A 17,509-nucleotide genomic window follows, 5' to 3' on the forward strand; every position below is an offset into this window, starting at 1 on the left:
ACACATGGTGGACACAAAGCAGGAGATAGAACGCAAGTACGAGGCCACCGCCGAGGAAGCCGGTCCGTCCGGGCGGCCCGACCTGCCGGGCCTGCCCGAGCTCACCGGAGCGGGGCCGGTCGCGACCGTGGTGAGCCGGGGAGTCGCCACCCTGGAGGCCACCTACTACGACACCCCCGGGCGGCGGCTGCTGGCCGACGGCATCACCTTGCGCCACCGCACCGGCGGCGACGACGAGGGATGGCATCTGAAGCTGCCCGTCGGCCCGGACACCCGGGAGGAGCTGCGGGCGCCGCTCGGCGACGAGGTGCCCGCCGAGATGGCCGCACTGCTGCGCTCGCGGGTCCGCCACGATCCGCTGCGCCCGCTCGCCCATCTGCACACCGAGCGGGACCGCAAGGATCTGGTGGACGCCGACGGCACGGTGCTCGCCGAGGTGTCCGTCGACCGCGTGACGGCCAGGCGGCTGGCGCCCGAGGAGAGCGAGCCGGTCCGGTGGACCGAGGTCGAGGTCGAGCTCGCCGAGGGCCGGGGCCACGATCAGCGGCTGCTCGACGCGGTCGAGGAGCGGCTGCGCGACGGCGGTCTGCACCGCGCCGACACCCCCTCCAAGCTCGCCAAGGCCCTGACCGAGACGGAGAAGGCCGCGGTCGCGGTCGAGAGCGGCGGAGGCGGGCCCGGCAAGCCCGCCAAGCCAGGCAAGCCCGCGAAGACCGCCCGTCAGGTCGGACAGGCCGCGTCCGGGCCCCGCCGGCCGCTCGGCGCCGACGATGTCGTCCTGGACTACATACGCCGTCAGATCGACGCCCTGGTGCGGCTCGACCCGGCCGTGCGCCGGGACGTGCCGGACGCGGTGCACCGGATGCGGGTCGCCACCCGCCGGCTGCGCAGCGCGTTCCGCTCCTACCGCAAGGTCCTGGACCGTGCGGTGACCGATCCGATCGGCGACGAGCTGAAGTGGCTGGCCGGTGAGCTCGGCGTGGAACGCGATCGCGAGGTGCTCACCGAGCGGCTCCAAGGCCGTCTCGCAGAGCTGCCGGAGGAGCTCCGGCGCGGCCCGGTGGGGGAACGGCTGCACCACTGGTCGCACGGGCGGCGCGACGGCGCCCGCGCCACCGTCCTGGGCGCGCTGGACAGCGAGCGCCACCTGACGCTCCTGGACACCCTCGACGCCCTGGTGGCCGATCCGCCGCTGCGCCGCGACGCCGCGAAGCCGGCCGCGCCGGTGGTCGCCAAGACCGTGCTGCGCGACTACGAGCGGCTCGCCGGCCGTATGGCCACCGCGCTGGAGACGCCCTCAGGGCCGGACCGCGACATCGCCATCCACCAGGCCCGTAAGGCCGCCAAGCGGGTCCGCTACGCCGCCGAGACGGCCCGGCCCGCGCTCGGCAAGTCCGCCAAGCGGTTCGCCCGCCGGATGCAGGCCGTGCAGGACGTGCTCGGCGACCACCAGGACAGCGTCGTGGCCCGCGAGGCGCTGCGGCAGCTGGCCACCCAGGCCCATGTGGCGGGGGAGAGCGACTTCACCTTCGGGCTGCTGTACGGCAGGGAGGAGGGGCGGGCCGCCGCCCGCGAGCGTGAGCTGCCGGACCTGTGGGCCGAGACCTCGCGCGAGGAGCACCGGGCGGACCTGGCGGCTTGACCGCGCGGACCTGGAGGCCTGATCCGTGGCGAGGGCGCCCCGGCGGTGCAGGTACGCTTGAGGGTCACCCCTGTCAGCTTCACGAAAGTCCGCGATGTCTGTCGAGTCGGTCTTCCCACAGCTCGAGGCCCTGCTGCCGCATGTGCAGAAGCCCATCCAGTACGTAGGCGGTGAGCTCAATTCCACCGTCAAGGACTGGGACTCCTGCGACGTCCGCTGGTCGCTGATGTACCCGGACGCCTACGAGGTCGGGCTCCCCAACCAGGGCGTCATGATCCTCTACGAGGTCCTCAACGAGCGCGAGGGCGTGCTCGCCGAGCGCACCTACAGCGTGTGGCCGGACCTCGAGGAGCTGATGCGCGAGCACAAGGTGCCGCAGTTCACCGTGGATTCGCACCGCCCGGTGTCCGCGTTCGACTTCCTCGGCGTCTCCTTCTCCACCGAGCTGGGGTACACCAACCTGCTCACCACGCTGGACCTCGCCGGTATCCCCCTGGACGCCGTGGACCGCACCGAGGACCACCCCGTGGTGGTCGCGGGTGGCCACGCCGCGTTCAACCCCGAGCCGATCGCCGACTTCATCGACTGCGCGGTGATCGGCGACGGTGAGCAGGCCGTGCTCGACATGACTGGCATCATCCGCGCCTGGAAGGCCGAGGGCCGCCCGGGCGGCCGCGATGAGCTGCTCTTCCGCCTCGCCCGCACCGGCAGCGTCTACGTCCCGAAGTTCTACGACGTGGAGTACCTGGCCGACGGGCGGATCTCGCGCGTGGTGCCGAACCGTTCGGGCGTGCCCTGGCGGGTGTCCAAGCACACCGTCATGGACCTCGACGAGTGGCCCTACCCCAAGCAGCCGCTGGTGCCGCTGGCCGAGACCGTCCATGAGCGGATGTCGGTGGAGATCTTCCGCGGCTGCACCCGGGGCTGCCGCTTCTGCCAGGCGGGCATGATCACCCGCCCGGTGCGCGAGCGGTCGATCACCGGGATCGGCGAGATGGTCGAGAAGGGGCTGAAGTCCACCGGTTTCGAGGAGGTCGGCCTGCTGTCGCTGTCCTCCGCCGACCACACCGAGATCGGCGACATCGCCAAGGGCCTCGCCGACCGGTACGAGGAGGACAAGATCGGCCTGTCCCTCCCGTCGACCCGGGTGGACGCCTTCAACATCGACCTCGCCAACGAGCTGACCCGCAACGGGCGCCGCTCGGGCCTCACCTTCGCCCCCGAGGGCGGCAGTGAGCGCATCCGTAAGGTCATCAACAAGATGGTCTCGGAAGAGGACCTCATCCGTACGGTGTCCACCGCGTACGGCAACGGCTGGCGGCAGGTGAAGCTGTACTTCATGTGCGGTCTGCCCACCGAGACCGACGACGACGTGCTGCAGATCGCCGACATGGCCACCAAGGTCATCGCCAAGGGCCGCGAGGTGTCCGGCAAGAACGACATCCGCTGCACGGTCTCCATCGGCGGCTTCGTCCCCAAGCCGCACACCCCCTTCCAGTGGGCCCCGCAGCTGAGTGCCGAGGAGACCGACGCCCGGCTGGAGAAGCTGCGCGAGAAGATCCGGGGCGACAAGAAGTACGGCCGCTCGATCGGCTTCCGCTACCACGACGGCAAGCCCGGCATCGTCGAGGGACTGCTCTCGCGCGGCGACCGCCGGGTGGGCGCGGTCATCCGCGCCGTCTACGAGGACGGCGGCCGCTTCGACGGCTGGCGCGAGCACTTCAGCTACGACCGGTGGATGGAGTGCGCCGAGCGGACCCTGCCCGACTTCGGCCTCGACGTCGACTGGTACACCACGCGCGAGCGCACCTACGAGGAGGTCCTGCCCTGGGACCACCTCGACTCGGGCCTCGACAAGGACTGGCTGTGGGAGGACTGGCAGGACTCCCTCGACGAGACCGAGGTGGACGACTGCCGCTGGACCCCCTGCTTCGACTGCGGCGTGTGCCCGCAGATGCAGACCGAGATCCAGATCGGCCCCACCGGGCGGAAGCTGCTGCCGCTGTCGGTGAAGTAGCCGACCGGCGGTGACGTGGCGGTCGGCCGGTGACGTGGCCGTCCGGCGGTGACGTGGCCGTGCGGCGGTGACGTAGCCGTCCGACGGCCCTCCGTCACCGGGCCGCCCGCGGCGCCCACAAAGTAGGCTGGAAGACATCGGGGCCCCGTGGCCCCGGTGTCCGACGGCAAGGAAGTACAAGGAGACAGTCCCCTGGGCAAGCGACAGCCCGAAGGCCCGCCGCCCGCACCCGCGGTGCAGCGCATCCGTTTGCGTTACACCAAGCGCGGCCGCCTCCGGTTCACCAGCCACCGCGACTTCCAGCGCGCCTTCGAGCGGGCGCTGCGCCGCGCCGAGGTGCCGATGGCGTACTCGGCGGGCTTCACCCCGCATCCGAAGGTGTCCTATGCCAATGCCGCACCCACCGGCACCGGCAGCGAGGCGGAGTACCTGGAGATCCAGCTGACCGAGGCCCGCGACCCCGAGAAGCTGCGGGCGGTCCTCGACGAGTCGCTGCCCGAGGGGCTCGATGTGACCGAGTCCGTGGAGGCCCACACCTCGGGGCTCGCCGACCGGCTGCAGGCGTCCGTATGGGAGATCCGGCTCGACCAGGTCGCCCCGGCGGACGCCGAGCGGGCCGTCGCGGCCTTCCTGGAGGCCGACACGGTCGAGGTGGAACGCCGGACGAAAAACGGGTTGCGAACCTTCGACGCCCGTGCCGCGGTGGCCCGCCTGGAGACGCTTCCGGCTCGGGCCGATAGGCCCGGCGACGGTGGCTGTGCGATACTGCGGCTGGTGGTACGGCATCTGACACCTGCCGTGCGACCCGACGACGTCCTGTCCGGTCTCCGCGCTACGGCCGACCTGGCGCCGCCGGTCCCCGCAGCGGTGACCAGGCTGGCGCAGGGGCTGCTCGATGAGGAGTCCGGCACGGTGACCGACCCGCTCGCGCCCGATCGCGAGGCAGCTCAGGCCGCTCCAACCACGGCCGCCAAGCTGACCGCCGCGATGGCGCCGGAAGGTCCCGCGTAGGGCCGCCGTCGACGCGCCGCCGATGCACTTGGGAGCCACCCGGGTCCGGCTGGCGCACTGACCAGAAGACTTTCGCCGGTCCCGACAGAACCGGTCCCGGCGAGCGAGACGACAGCTCCCGTGCGGCGCCCGCGCCCCGGACGGCGGCACCCGCGCACCGTGCGCGGGTGGCCGGCCGGAACCAGGCGCGGCGCCCGGGAGCGTGACGGGAGAAACGCCCGCATGCTCGAACCTATTGAGCCGACCCAACCTGTCCAGTCCCTGGGGTCATCCGCGCCGCGTGCCGCGGTGCCCGGGGAATCCATCGAGAACACGCCCAGCGACACGCTGCCGCCGCGCCGCCGCCGCGCGGCCTCCCGCCCGGCCGGTCCGCCGCCCGGCGCGGTGAGCGAGGCCGAGGTCACCACGCCCTCGGTACCGGCCATAGCCGCTGAGCAGACCGGTGCCGTCGTCGCCGAGGCCGCTTCCGAGCCCGTCGCCGCCGGTGCCGCCATGGCCACCGCGAGTGGATCCGTATCCGGGTCCGAATCCGGGTCCGACACCGAATCCGCCGCTCCGCCCGCTCGTACGCGGCGCCGGGTCGCCCGCAAGGCGACCGCCCCGGCGGGTTCGCCGGAGGCCGCGGAGACCGTGGTCCCGGCCGACGCCGGGCGTGGCGGCGAGGAGACCGAAGCCGCCGCCGAGCCGGTCGCGGAGCCCGTGGTGGAGGCCGCCGCCGAGGCCGCTCCGCCCGCCCGTACGCGTCGCCGCGCCACCCGTAAGGTGACCGCTCCGGCCGGTGCCCCCGCGGAGTCGGAGGTCGTGTCGCCGAACGAGCCGGAGGCGGCGGAGGAGCCCGAAGAGACCGAGGAGCCCGAGGCGGTTGCGGAGGCCGCGGAGGCCGAGACCGTGTCTTCCGCCCCCGCCCGTACGCGCCGTCGTGCGACCCGTAAGGTCACCGCTCCCGAGGGCGCGCCGCAGGCGGAGGCCGCCGACGCGGACGCGTCGTCTGCGGCGGCCGCTGGTGGCAGTGGTGACGAGGCCACGGCCCCAGCCGCAGTCGCAGCCGATGCCCCGGCCGACGAGGCCCCGCGTGCCCGTACGCGCCGTCGTGCGGCCCGTAAGGTGACCGCCTCCGAGGGCGCGCCGCAGTCGGAGGCAGCGGAGGTCGTACCGCCGGAGGAGCCGGAGGGCACCGAGGAGTCCGCGGCGGCCGCGGAGGCCGAGACCGTGCCTTCCGCCCCCGCCCGTACCCGTCGCCGTGCGACCCGTAAGGCCACCGCCCCCGCCGGAACGCCCGCGGAGGCCGAGGCCGAGGCCGCCGAGGAGCCCGCCGCCGAGCAGCGCGGTGAGAGTGCCGAGGAGACCGCCGGTACGCGGGCCGAGGACGAGGCCCCGCGCGCCCGCACCCGCCGCCGTGCCACCCGGAGCACCGCATCCGCCGCCGAGGAGCCGAGCGGCGCTCAGGAGCCGCAGGCCGCCGAGGGCGAGGCCCCGGCCGCCGAGGCCGCGTCCGAGCCGGAGCCCGCGCCCCGTTCGCGGCGCCGGGCGGCCCGCCCGCCGACGGCCGTGTTCCAGGCGCCCGTCTTCACCGAGCCGGTCTTCCAGACGCCGGAGAGCGCCGCCGCCGAGGCCGCCGCCGCGCTGGAGGAGCCCGAGGAGGAGGACGAGGAGCAGCCGACGGCCGAGGCCGTCGAGTCCGAGGCGCCTGCCGGCCGCCGTCGGCGTCGCCGCCGTGGCGCCGCGCCCGCCGAGGAGCAGCCGGAGGCCGAGGAGCCCGAGGCCGTCGAGGAGAGCGAGACAGAGGCCGAGGCCGGTCAGCCCGAGGGCGAGTCCGGCGAGGACGAGTCGGGCGACCGTCCGGCCCGTCGCCGCCGCCGTGGCGGACGGCGTCGCCGCCGTGGCGAGCTCGCCGAGGGCGAGGGCGCCGAGGGGCGTTCCGAGACCGGTGAGCGGTACGAGGACGAGTCGGCCGCCGAGGGCGAGGACGCCGAGGAGCAGGGCGAGGGCCGGGACGAGTCGGGCTCCGAGTCCGGTGAGTCCGGTGGCTCCAGCAGCAGCCGTCGTCGCCGCCGTCGCCGCCGTCGCAGCGGCGACGGTGCCGAGGCCGAGGCGGCCGGTGACGATCCGGAGCGCACGGTCGTCAAGGTCCGCGAGCCCCGCGAGCGGCGCGGCAAGGAAGCCGAGTCCGGTGCCGACGAGGTGCAGTCGATCAAGGGGTCGACGCGTCTGGAGGCCAAGAAGCAGCGCCGTCGCGAGGGCCGTGAGCAGGGCCGTCGCCGTGTGCCGATCATCACCGAGGCCGAGTTCCTGGCCCGCCGCGAGGCGGTCGAGCGGGTCATGGTCGTCCGGCAGAACGGCGATCGAACCCAGATCGGGGTGCTGGAGGACAACGTCCTCGTCGAGCACTTCGTCAACAAGGAGCAGGCCACCAGCTACGTCGGCAACGTCTACCTGGGCAAGGTCCAGAACGTGCTGCCGTCCATGGAGGCCGCCTTCGTCGACATCGGCAAGGGCCGCAACGCCGTGCTGTACGCGGGCGAGGTGAACTTCGAGGCGCTGGGGCTCTCCAACGGGCCGCGCCGCATCGAGACCGCCCTGAAGTCCGGCCAGTCCGTGCTGGTGCAGGTCACCAAGGACCCGATCGGCCACAAGGGCGCCCGGCTGACCAGCCAGGTCTCCCTGCCCGGCCGCTACCTGGTGTACGTGCCCGAGGGCTCCATGACGGGCATCAGCCGCAAGCTGCCCGACACCGAGCGGGCCCGGCTGAAGCAGATTCTCAAGAAGATCGTCCCCGAGGACGCGGGCGTGATCGTCCGCACCGCCGCCGAGGGTGCGAGCGAGGAGGAGCTGTCCCGCGATGTCGCCCGGCTGCAGGCGCAGTGGGAGGAGATCAAGAAGAAGGCGAAGAGCGGTAGCGCCCCGTCGCTGCTCTACGGCGAGCCCGACATGACCGTCCGGGTCGTCCGCGACATCTTCAACGAGGACTTCTCCAAGGTCATCGTCAGCGGTGACGACGCCTGGGAGACCATCCACGGCTATGTCTCGCACGTGGCGCCCGACCTCGCCGACCGGCTCCAGAAGTGGACCTCGGACGTCGACGTCTTCGCCACCTACCGGATCGACGAGCAGCTGATGAAGGCGCTGGACCGCAAGGTCTGGCTGCCCAGCGGCGGCTCGCTGGTGATCGACCGGACCGAGGCGATGGTCGTCATCGACGTCAACACCGGCAAGTTCACCGGCCAGGGCGGCAACCTCGAGGAGACGGTCACCAGGAACAACCTGGAGGCGGCCGAGGAGATCGTGCGCCAGCTGCGGCTGCGCGACCTCGGCGGCATCATCGTGATCGACTTCATCGACATGGTGCTGGAGTCCAACCGCGATCTGGTGCTGCGCAGGCTGCTGGAGTGCCTGGGCCGGGACCGTACGAAGCACCAGGTGGCGGAGGTCACCTCGCTCGGCCTGGTCCAGATGACCCGTAAGCGGGTCGGCCAGGGGCTGCTGGAGTCCTTCTCCGAGTCCTGTGTGCACTGCAACGGCCGTGGCGTGATCGTCCACATGGACCAGGCGTCGGCCGCCGGTGGCGGTGGCGGCAAGCGCAAGAAGAAGAAGTCCGCGGCCGGTGGCGCTCAGCAGCAGGAGCGGGCCGCCGCTGCGGCCGAAGCCGAGGCCGAAGCCGAGGCGGAGTCCGAGGACGTCACCGAGGCGGCGGCCGAGATCGCGGCGGAGGCCACCCAGCCCAAGCCGCTGCCCGAGCCGGTCTTCGCGGCCGACGAGGAGCTGTACAGCAGCGCCGCGGAGGCCGAGGCCGCCGCGACCCGTGGGCGTACGCGCCGCCGTGCCACCCGTAAGGTGTCCGCCCCGGCGGGTGCCCCGAAGGCCGCCAAGGAGCCCGAGGGCGTGGTGGTCGTGGTGGCCGACGAGCCGAGGGAGGCGGTCCGGGCGGAGCCCGAGGCGGCCACCGAGGCCCACGCCGCCGCTCCCGCCGAGGAGCCGGCCCCGCTCGAGGGCGTTCCCGCGCCGCGTACCCGCCGCCGTGCGACCCGTAAGGTGAGCGCCCCCGCGGGCTCGCCGACGGGCTCCGAGGAGGCGGCCGTGGTGGTCGTGAGCGGGTCTTCCGCGGAGTCGGAGCCGGAGTCCGGGTCGAAGCCCGAGCCGGAGGCGGCGCCCGAGAGCGCGTCCGCCGAGAGCGCGTCCGCCGAGGGCGAGGCCGAGGCCGAGGCCGCGGCACCGGCGAAGAAGACCGCCCGTAAGGCCGTCAAGAAGGCTCCCGCCAAGAAGGCGACGGCCAAGAAGACCGCCGAGAAGAAGACGGCGGCGAAGAAGACGGCCGCCAAGAAGACCACAGCCAAGAAGACGACCGCCAAGAAGACGGCGACAAAGAAGACCGCGGCCGCGGAGCAGCAGACTCCGCAGTCGGTCACGGCCGCCGCCGACGACTGACCCGGCCGCCCGGCCGACCGGGAGGGCACACTGTCACGTGACAGTGTGCCCTTCGGGCTCTGGTAGCCTTGACCCTCGGCGTCTGTACGCCAAACCCCTGAGCACATCCCTTCCGCTTCGCCGGAAGAGGCCGTTCGGCCGATGGTGAATCGCATGATCACTCGGTTGTCACGACCCCCGTGGGCCGTGTTGGGCGGCTGGCATCAGAGGTCCCGTTTTCTAGCGAGAGAGTGAGAACCGCGTGTACGCAATCGTGCGCACCGGCGGCCGCCAGCAAAAGGTGGCCGTGGGCGATGTCATCGAGGTCGACCGTCTGGCCGGCAACAAGGTCGGCGACACCGTCGAGCTTTCCACTCTGCTCGTTGTCGACGGCGATGCCGTCACCAGCGACCCGTGGGTCCTGGCCGGTGTGAAGGTTCGCGCCGAGGTCGTCGACCACCACAAGGGTGACAAGATCGACATCCTGAAGTACAAGAACAAGACCGGCTACCGGAAGCGGATCGGCCACCGTCAGCTGCACACCGCGCTGAAGATCACCGGCATCGACTCGGCTGCGAAGTAAGGGACTGAGAAGAGATGGCACACAAGAAGGGCGCATCGTCCACTCGGAACGGTCGCGACTCCAACGCTCAGCGGCTCGGCGTCAAGCGCTTCGGCGGCCAGGTCGTCAACGCGGGTGAGATCCTGGTCCGCCAGCGCGGCACGCACTTCCACCCGGGCACGGGTGTCGGCCGCGGCGGCGATGACACGCTGTTCGCGCTGGCCGCCGGTGCGGTGCAGTTCGGCACCAGCCGTGGCCGCAAGGTCGTGAACATCGTTCCGGTCGCTGAGTAATCAGCCCGGGGCGACATCGCACAGCCTTTTCCGAGGGCGGACCGCTCTTCCCGTGACGGGAAGCGGGTCCGCCCTCGGCGCGTTACGAGCGTGAGGCACATCAGAACATCCCCGAACCCGTATGTAACTGGAGGCACCCGTCATGACCACCTTCGTGGACCGCGTCGAACTGCATGTCGCCGCGGGTAACGGAGGCCACGGCTGCGCCTCCGTGCACCGCGAGAAGTTCAAGCCGCTCGGGGGACCGGACGGCGGCAACGGCGGCCGGGGCGGCGATGTGATCCTGGTCGTGGACCAGTCCGTCACCACCCTGCTCGACTACCACCACAGCCCTCACCGCAAGGCCACCAACGGCAAGCCCGGTGAGGGCGGCAACCGCTCCGGCAAGGACGGCACCGACCTGGTCCTGCCGGTCCCGGACGGCACCGTCGTCCTCGACAAGCGGGGCAACGTCCTGGCCGATCTGATCGGGCAGGGCACCACCTACATCGCCGCCCAGGGCGGCCGCGGCGGCCTCGGCAACGCCGCGCTCGCCTCGGCCCGCCGCAAGGCCCCCGGCTTCGCGCTGCTGGGCGAGCCGGGGCACTCCGGGGACGTCATCCTGGAGCTCAAGACCGTCGCGGACGTGGCCCTCGTCGGCTACCCGAGCGCCGGCAAGTCCTCGCTGATCTCGGTGCTCTCGGCGGCCAAGCCGAAGATCGCCGACTATCCGTTCACCACGCTGGTGCCCAACCTCGGTGTGGTCACGGCCGGTTCGACCGTCTACACCATCGCCGACGTCCCCGGCCTGATCCCCGGCGCCAGCCAGGGCAAGGGCCTCGGCCTGGAGTTCCTGCGCCATGTCGAGCGCTGCTCGGTGCTGGTGCACGTGCTGGACACCGCGGCGCTGGAGTCCGAGCGCGATCCGCTGACCGACCTCGATGTCATCGAGGCGGAGCTGGCCCAGTACGGCGGTCTGGACGACCGGCCGCGGGTCGTCGTGCTCAACAAGGTCGACATCCCCGACGGCAAGGACCTCGCCGACATCATCCGGCCCGATCTGGAGGCCCGCGGCTACCAGGTCCTCGAGGCCTCGGCGGTCGCCCATCTCGGCCTCAGGGAGCTGTCCTTCGCCCTGGGGAAGATCGTCGCGGAGGCGCGGGAGGCGAAGCCGAAGGAGGAGGCGACCCGGATCGTCATCCGGCCGAAGGCCGTGGACGACGCGGGCTTCAGGGTCGTCGCCGAGGAGGGCTTCTACCGCGTACTGGGCGAGAAGCCCGAACGCTGGGTCCGCCAGACCGACTTCGCCAACGACGAGGCCGTGGGCTACCTGGCCGACCGCCTGGCGCGCCTCGGTGTCGAGGAGGAGCTGATGAAGGCGGGCGCCCACTCGGGCGACGAGGTCGTCATCGGCCCCGAGGACGACGCGGTCGTCTTCGACTGGGAGCCGAGCCTCGCGACCGGCGCGGAGATGCTGGGCCGCCGTGGCGAGGACCATCGCTTCGACGCCCCGCGCCCGGCCGCGCAGCGGCGGCGCGACCGGGATGCCGAGCGGGACGAGGCGGACGAGGAGTTCGACACGTTCAAGCCGTTCTGAGCGCCGCACGGCCGTAGCGGGCGTCTGGGGGCGGTGCGTGTCTGCTCCGGGGCCCGTGCGCGGGCTCTGAGCGGGCTTCTCGGCGCCGTCCGGCGGGTGGCATGACGAAGGGCCCGGGAGGGATCTCCCGGGCCCTTCGTCATGCTGTCGGTGCCCGCCGTCGGCTCGGACCGTCGGAGGTCAGACCGTCGCGGTCTCCTCCGGCTCCGCCGAGCCGGACTCCAGCTCCATCTCCTCCGCCGCGTCCCGGGCCTCGCGCTGCGAGGGGATCTCGTCGGTGAGCCGGGTGGCCATCCGGGCCCGGCGCTCGTCGGCCTCGCGGCACAGGTCCTGCGTGGCCTGGTCGAAGCGCACCAGCGACGGCGGGTCGGACGGGCCGAGCAGATGCACCTTCAGCTCGGCGCGGGCGCTCGCGAGGGTGTCCTTCTCGGGGTCGCGGACCGCTTCCAGCAGTCCGGTCACGCCCACGGCCTCCGGCGTGAGGATCGTGGCGGCGCGCACCGTCGGGAAGCCCGCCCGGAACTCCTCCTCCGTCATCCCGCTGGTGTTCGCCACGGCGTACGGCTTCTCGCTCGTCAGGTAGTCCGAGACCACGCTGGAGACATCGCTGATCAGCACGTCGGCCTGGTTGAAGCAGGTGAAGATCGCCGGACGCGGACCGGTGATGATCTGGTGCTCCCAGACCGGCAGCGAGGCCCAGTAGGCGCTCTCCCAGGCGGCGGTGGCCGCGGCGACGGCCGCCGCGCGGCCGCCGTCCGGGGCCCCCTGGAGCTTCATGCGCTCGGTCTCGTCCGCGCTGGGGCGGAAGGCGGTGCTGGTCAGCTGGTTGAGCTCATCGGCGCACCGGGCCAGCTCGGCGGCGGCCTCCGCGCCGGGGCGGTCGCCGGTGCGCTTGGTGTTCGCCTCGGCGATCATCACCCTGATGCGGTCGTTGGCACGGCCCGCGCGGGGGTCCACGGAACCGGTCATCGGGTGCGGCTTGTACAGCAGGCGCACCTTGGGGTCGGCGAGCAGCTCGCGGACGATGTTCTCACCGGCCAGGATCACCGAGGTGTTGCCGGGGTTCCCGTCCCAGCCCTCCCAGGTCGGCGCGTACAGCACGGTCGTCAACTCACCGGTGGGCACGCCCGCGTAGGGGCGGATGGGGGCCAGCTGCGGCCGGCCGACCTCCACGACGTCCTTGTCCTCGACGCCGATGTCGGCGAGCTGGTAGCGCTCGCGCGCCGCCGGGCCGGCGACCCACACCTCGTCGTACGCCTTGGCGTACGGGTTGCAGCTGGAGAGCTTGTCGCTCTCGCCGTGGTTGATGAACGCGTGCTTGATCGAGGGGATGCGCAGCACCTGCGAGGTCTTGCCGGAGTTCGCCGGGTGCAGCAGTACCTTGAGCGTCGAGTGCTCCAGCCGCATCAGATGCGCCACCTTGGGGAGGCAGACGATCGGCACGTCCGTCGCCTCCACCTTCTGCACCATGAACCGCTCACGGAGCACGATGATCGGCTTGCCGTCGAGCGCGGCGAGCGTGGAGAGCCACATGTTCGCCTGGTACGCCGAGGAGTTGCCGCCGGAGAAGTACATGCCCACGGTCGGCTGGTAGTCGGCCAGCCACTGGTCCAGCCAGCGCAGGGCCGTGGCCTCGTTCGCCACGCGCTTGCGCGGCAGCAGCCAGCCGGCCAGGTGGGCCGTGCCGCCGATGCCGATCAGCAGCGCGATCGTCAGGCCGACGCCGCCCCAGACGGCGTTCTTGGTGGCGGCGGTGATCAGCAGACCGGCGGTGGCCGGTGCGGCCAGCCGCAGCAGACGGCGCCCGTGCTGACGGGCGAACAGCCGCGGCGGGGCGTCGCTCAGGCGCAGCGCGGACGCGTCGATGTTGCGGGTGACGAACGGCAGCTGGCGGGTCCGGCGGACCAGGATGGCCGCCGCCTGGCAGGCGAAGTGCACCAGGTAGAAGAGCAGCAGCCCCACGGTCAGGGGCGCCTGCTCGTGCAGGGGGTTGATGCCCTCGATGCGCAGCAGCCCGACCATGATGAGCATGTCGCGGAACAGCTGGCGCACCGTGACGTCGAGGCGGATCTTCCCCAGCAGCGACAGCAGACCGGGCTGCTTGTGCTGCAGGAAGAGATCGAGCGCGAGACCGCACGCCGAGGCGGCGATGAAAAGCGGTACGTTCGGAAGCACGGCGCCGACGAGCTGTGTGGCGAAGAACACGAGCATCGCGAGCAGCGCCGTCAGCTGTACGACCCGGCGTGGGGCGATTCCGGCAGAGGGCACGGGGTGGGCTCCTGGCAGGAGGGCAACGGACTGGGGGGACCCCTGACCGTATGCCGACGCCCCGCCCGGTGACAATCCGCGCCGGTGCCAACCGGTCGCAATCGGTGTCAAAGGGGCCCCGGAGAGTGGCCGCGGGGCACTTATGGCGGTGGGTGAGGCGGTGTGCGCGGGCGGTGTCCGGAGGCTGAAATGCCGAGGCGGGCGCGGCTCGTCTGTCGTAGATTGCCCCCTTGTCATGATGAGTGTGTAGGGCATGCGTTTCTTCGGGGCGTGTGGTGAGCGGGGACGAGCAAGGGAGCGGCGTGGCGGAGCAGGACGGGTCGGCGGTACGGGACGAGGTGGCCGCCGCCCGCAGGATCGTGGTCAAGGTCGGCTCGTCCTCCCTCACCACCGCGGCGGGGGGCCTGGACGCGGACCGGGTGGACGCGCTGGTCGACGTGCTCGCCAAGGTGCTCGACGGCGACGGTAAGGGCGACGGCGGCAGGGACGGCGACAGTAAGGGTGGCACGAACGGCAAGGGCGGCAAGGGGGGCACGAACGGCAAGGAGATAGTCCTGGTCTCCTCCGGCGCCATCGCCGCCGGACTGGCCCCGCTGGGCCTGGACCGGCGCCCCCGCGACCTCGCCCGCCAGCAGGCGGCCGCGAGCGTCGGACAGGGGCTCCTGGTGGCCCGCTACACGGCCTCGTTCGCGCGCTACGGGCGCCGGGTCGGCCAGGTGCTGCTCACCACGGACGACACCAGCCGCCGCGCCCACTACCGCAACGCCACCCGCACCCTGGACCAGCTGCTGGCCATGGGCGCGCTGCCGATCGTCAACGAGAACGACACGGTGGCCACGGACGAGATCCGGTTCGGCGACAACGACCGGCTGGCGGCCCTGGTCGCCCATCTCGTCCGGGCGGATCTGCTGGTGCTGCTCTCCGATGTGGACGGCCTGTACGACGGGGATCCCAGGACCCCCGGCACCTCCCGGATCGACGAGGTCCGGGGCCCTGAGGACCTGGACGGCGTCTCCATCGGCAGCGCGGGCCGCTCCGGGGTGGGCACCGGTGGCATGGTCACCAAGGTCGAGGCGGCCCGGATCGCCACCGCGGCCGGGGTCCCGGTGGTGCTCACCTCCGCCAGCCGGGCCGGGGACGCCCTGCTCGGCCGCCATACGGGCACGTTCTTCCACCGCACCGGCCGCCGCTCGGCGAACCGGCTGCTCTGGCTCGCCCACGCCTCCGCGCCACGTGGCGCCCTCACCCTGGACGACGGCGCGGTACGGGCCGTCGTGGAGCGCCGCACCTCCCTGCTGCCCGCCGGGATCGCGGCCGTGGAGGGCGAATTCACCGCCGGTGACCCGGTCGAGCTGAGGGACACCGAGGGCCGCCCGGTGGCCCGTGGGCTGGTCAACTTCGACGCCAAGGAGATTCCGCAGCTGATCGGCCGCTCGACCCGGGACCTGGCCCGTGAGCTCGGGCCGGCCTATGAACGCGAGGTGGTCCACCGCGACGACCTCGTCGTCCTGGACTGAGCCGCTCCGACTGGGCCGCTCCGACTGGGGCGCTCCACTGAGCCGCTCCGACTGGGCCGCTCCGGCGGCACGGGCGCCCTGGCGGCGGGACCTCCCGGCGGGAGCCGGGGGAGAACCGAGCCGCCAGAAAATAACCCCCCTCCGAAAAACCTCAAAAGCGCCCCGCGGGCGGGCGTGGGCTGGTCAACTTTGTTCAACGGGGTCGCGCGGGGCAGCGCGCCGGCTGTGGGAGACGCGGCGGAGTCCGAGCGGAAGGCCGCGGCCATGGCACCGTCATGAGATGCTCCGCCCGCGCGTGAGCGGAGCAGCGAGTTACAGGAGGCCGCCGGTGAGACGAGGGCGCCCGGGGGCGTCGCCCAGAGGGGCGGCGGAGCGCACCCTGACCAGTGTCGGAGCGGGCGACGCCGGGTCCGGCGACGCCGTGGCGCACGATGCCGGGCGTGGCGAGGCGTCCCGGCTGTGGCACATCACCCTCAGCGTCTCGGGGAGCGAGGCGCCGCTGCCGGAGGTCCGCAGGGCGCTCGAGCAGCTGGCCCATGACCATCCGTTCCTGCTGACCAGTCGCTATGCCAACGATCACGCCGAGATCCGCTACTGGGAAGAGGCCCGTGATCTGCACGACGCCGCGGCGGTCGCGCTGCGGCTGTGGGGCGAGCACCGGGCCTCGGCCAAGCTGCCGCCCTGGGAGATCGTGGGGCTCGAGGTCATCGACCGTGATACGTATCACCAGCGGGTCGCGGAGGGGTACGGGCCGCCACCGGCCTCCCCGGTGGGCGTGCATCCGTTCTGAGGGCGGATGTGCGACGCCGAGATATGAGAACGCCATCTCGAACTGCGGAATAGTGCGTGGATCTCCGCGCCCGGCTCAGTACGCTTCGGGCATGACCAGCGCACCCACGTCGCCGCTCACCGACCCCTGGCCGAAGTCCCCGGTCCTCCAGGCCGCCTACCGGGCCCAGGTCGCGGCCGCCGATCTCGCGCCACTGCCGCGCGCCGTCAAGGACGACGCGCTGCTCGCGATGGCCGACGCCCTGGAGGTGCGCACCAAGGAGATCGTGGAGGCCAACGCGGCCGATGTGGAGCGGGCCCGCGAGGCCGGCACCAGCGACGCCATCGTGGACCGGCTGACGCTCACCCCCGAGCGGGTGCGGGCCATCGCCTCCGACGTCCGCGACGTGATCGCGCTGCCCGACCCGGTCGGCGAGGTGGTGCGCGGCTCCACGCTGCCCAATGGCATCGACCTGCGCCAGGTGCGCGTTCCGCTCGGCGTCGTCGGGATCATCTACGAGGCCCGGCCGAATGTGACGGCGGACGCCGCGGCGCTCTGCCTGAAGTCGGGCAACGCGGTGCTGCTGCGTGGCTCCTCGTCGGCGTCCCACTCCAACGCCGCGCTGGTGAAGGTCCTGCGCGATGCCGTCGGCGGGGCGGGGCTGCCCGCGGACGCGGTGCAGCTGGTGCCGGGCGAGAGCCGGGAGTCGGTGCGCGAGCTGATGCGCGCCCGCGGCCTGGTGGACGTGCTGATCCCGCGCGGCGGCGCGTCCCTCATCCGTACGGTCGTCGAGGAGTCCACGGTTCCGGTCATCGAGACCGGCACCGGCAACTGCCATGTGTACGTGGACGCCGACGCCGACCTCGACATGGCGGTCGAGATCCTGGTGAACTCCAAGGCCCAGCGGCCGAGCGTGTGCAACGCCGCGGAGACGCTGCTGGTGCACCAGGACATCGCCGCCCGGTTCCTGCCCCGCGCCCTGGACGCGCTGGCCGAGGCCGGGGTCACGGTCCACGCGGACGAGCGGGTCATGGCGTTCGCGGAGGGCTCCAAGGCCACCGTGGTCCCGGCGGTGATCGACGACTGGGAGACCGAGTACCTCTCGTACGACATCGCGGCGGGCGTCGTGGACTCCCTGGAGGCCGCGGTGAGCCACATCCGCCTGTGGTCCTCCGGGCACACCGAGGCCATCGTCACGACGTCCCAGCAGGCCGCCCGCCGCTTCACCCAGCTCGTGGACTCCACCACGGTCGCCGTGAACGTCTCCACGCGGTTCACCGACGGCGGGCAGTTCGGCTTCGGTGCCGAGATCGGCATCTCCACCCAGAAGCTGCACGCCCGGGGGCCCATGGCGCTGCCCGAGCTGACCTCGACGAAGTACATCGTCACCGGCGACGGCCACACCCGCTGACTCACCCGTTCGGGGGATAGTCGATTTCCGGCGCCGCTGGGG

11 protein-coding genes are annotated in these 17,509 nt (G+C 72.4%); 10 read left to right on the forward strand and 1 reads right to left on the reverse strand.

Annotated elements, in window-relative coordinates; genetic code table 11:
• Positions 1-4: 4 nt before the first annotated feature.
• From JK364_RS09545 to obgE, 7 genes are all read left to right on the forward strand, one after another.
• The gene (locus JK364_RS09545) at positions 5-1,642 is read left to right on the forward strand and encodes a CYTH and CHAD domain-containing protein (RefSeq protein ID WP_201849586.1); all 1,638 of its coding nucleotides are present in this window, start codon (positions 5-7) and stop codon (positions 1,640-1,642) included.
• Between the two features lie 94 nt (positions 1,643-1,736).
• Entirely contained in the window at positions 1,737-3,659 is a 1,923-nt protein-coding gene (locus JK364_RS09550) for a TIGR03960 family B12-binding radical SAM protein (RefSeq protein ID WP_201849588.1), read from the forward strand.
• 234 nt (positions 3,660-3,893) lie between these two features.
• A complete protein-coding gene (locus JK364_RS09555; RefSeq protein WP_201849839.1) occupies positions 3,894-4,670 on the forward strand; it encodes a TIGR03936 family radical SAM-associated protein in 777 nt (258 codons plus the stop codon).
• A 222-nt stretch (positions 4,671-4,892) separates the two neighbouring features.
• On the forward strand, positions 4,893-9,092 hold the full coding sequence (locus JK364_RS09560) for an Rne/Rng family ribonuclease (protein ID WP_201849590.1): 4,200 nt from the start codon (positions 4,893-4,895) through the stop codon (positions 9,090-9,092).
• 241 nt (positions 9,093-9,333) lie between these two features.
• Complete coding sequence (gene rplU, locus JK364_RS09565; RefSeq protein WP_201849592.1) at positions 9,334-9,654, forward strand: 50S ribosomal protein L21; 321 nt, start codon at positions 9,334-9,336, stop codon at positions 9,652-9,654.
• Positions 9,655-9,668: 14 nt separating this feature from the next.
• A complete protein-coding gene (gene rpmA / locus JK364_RS09570; protein ID WP_020871349.1) occupies positions 9,669-9,926 on the forward strand; it encodes a 50S ribosomal protein L27 in 258 nt (85 codons plus the stop codon).
• Positions 9,927-10,068: 142 nt separating this feature from the next.
• A complete protein-coding gene (obgE, locus tag JK364_RS09575) occupies positions 10,069-11,502 on the forward strand; it encodes a GTPase ObgE (protein WP_201849594.1) in 1,434 nt (477 codons plus the stop codon).
• 180 nt (positions 11,503-11,682) lie between these two features.
• On the opposite strand, the gene JK364_RS09580 is transcribed toward obgE, so the two are convergent.
• Positions 11,683-13,770 carry a CDP-glycerol glycerophosphotransferase family protein gene (locus JK364_RS09580; protein WP_201849596.1) on the reverse strand — a complete coding sequence of 696 codons (2,088 nt, stop codon included), beginning with the start codon at positions 13,768-13,770 and terminating at the stop codon, positions 11,683-11,685.
• A 302-nt stretch (positions 13,771-14,072) separates the two neighbouring features.
• Here JK364_RS09580 and proB point away from each other — a divergent pair, with 302 nt between their 5' ends.
• The 3 genes from proB to JK364_RS09595 all read left to right on the forward strand — a co-directional run bounded on the left by proB (position 14,073) and on the right by JK364_RS09595 (position 17,467).
• A complete protein-coding gene (gene proB, locus JK364_RS09585; RefSeq protein WP_372461933.1) occupies positions 14,073-15,287 on the forward strand; it encodes a glutamate 5-kinase in 1,215 nt (404 codons plus the stop codon).
• A gap of 328 nt (positions 15,288-15,615) precedes the next feature.
• Positions 15,616-16,077: a DUF8830 family protein gene (locus tag JK364_RS09590; protein ID WP_063893219.1), complete on the forward strand. Its 462-nt coding sequence runs from the start codon at positions 15,616-15,618 to the stop codon at positions 16,075-16,077.
• Positions 16,078-16,168: 91 nt separating this feature from the next.
• A complete protein-coding gene (locus JK364_RS09595) occupies positions 16,169-17,467 on the forward strand; it encodes a glutamate-5-semialdehyde dehydrogenase (protein ID WP_201849598.1) in 1,299 nt (432 codons plus the stop codon).
• The last annotated feature ends 42 nt before the right edge of the window (positions 17,468-17,509 follow it).

The sequence above is a fragment of the Streptomyces endocoffeicus genome, assembly GCF_016741935.1.
GTDB classification, from domain to species: domain Bacteria; phylum Actinomycetota; class Actinomycetes; order Streptomycetales; family Streptomycetaceae; genus Streptomyces; species Streptomyces endocoffeicus.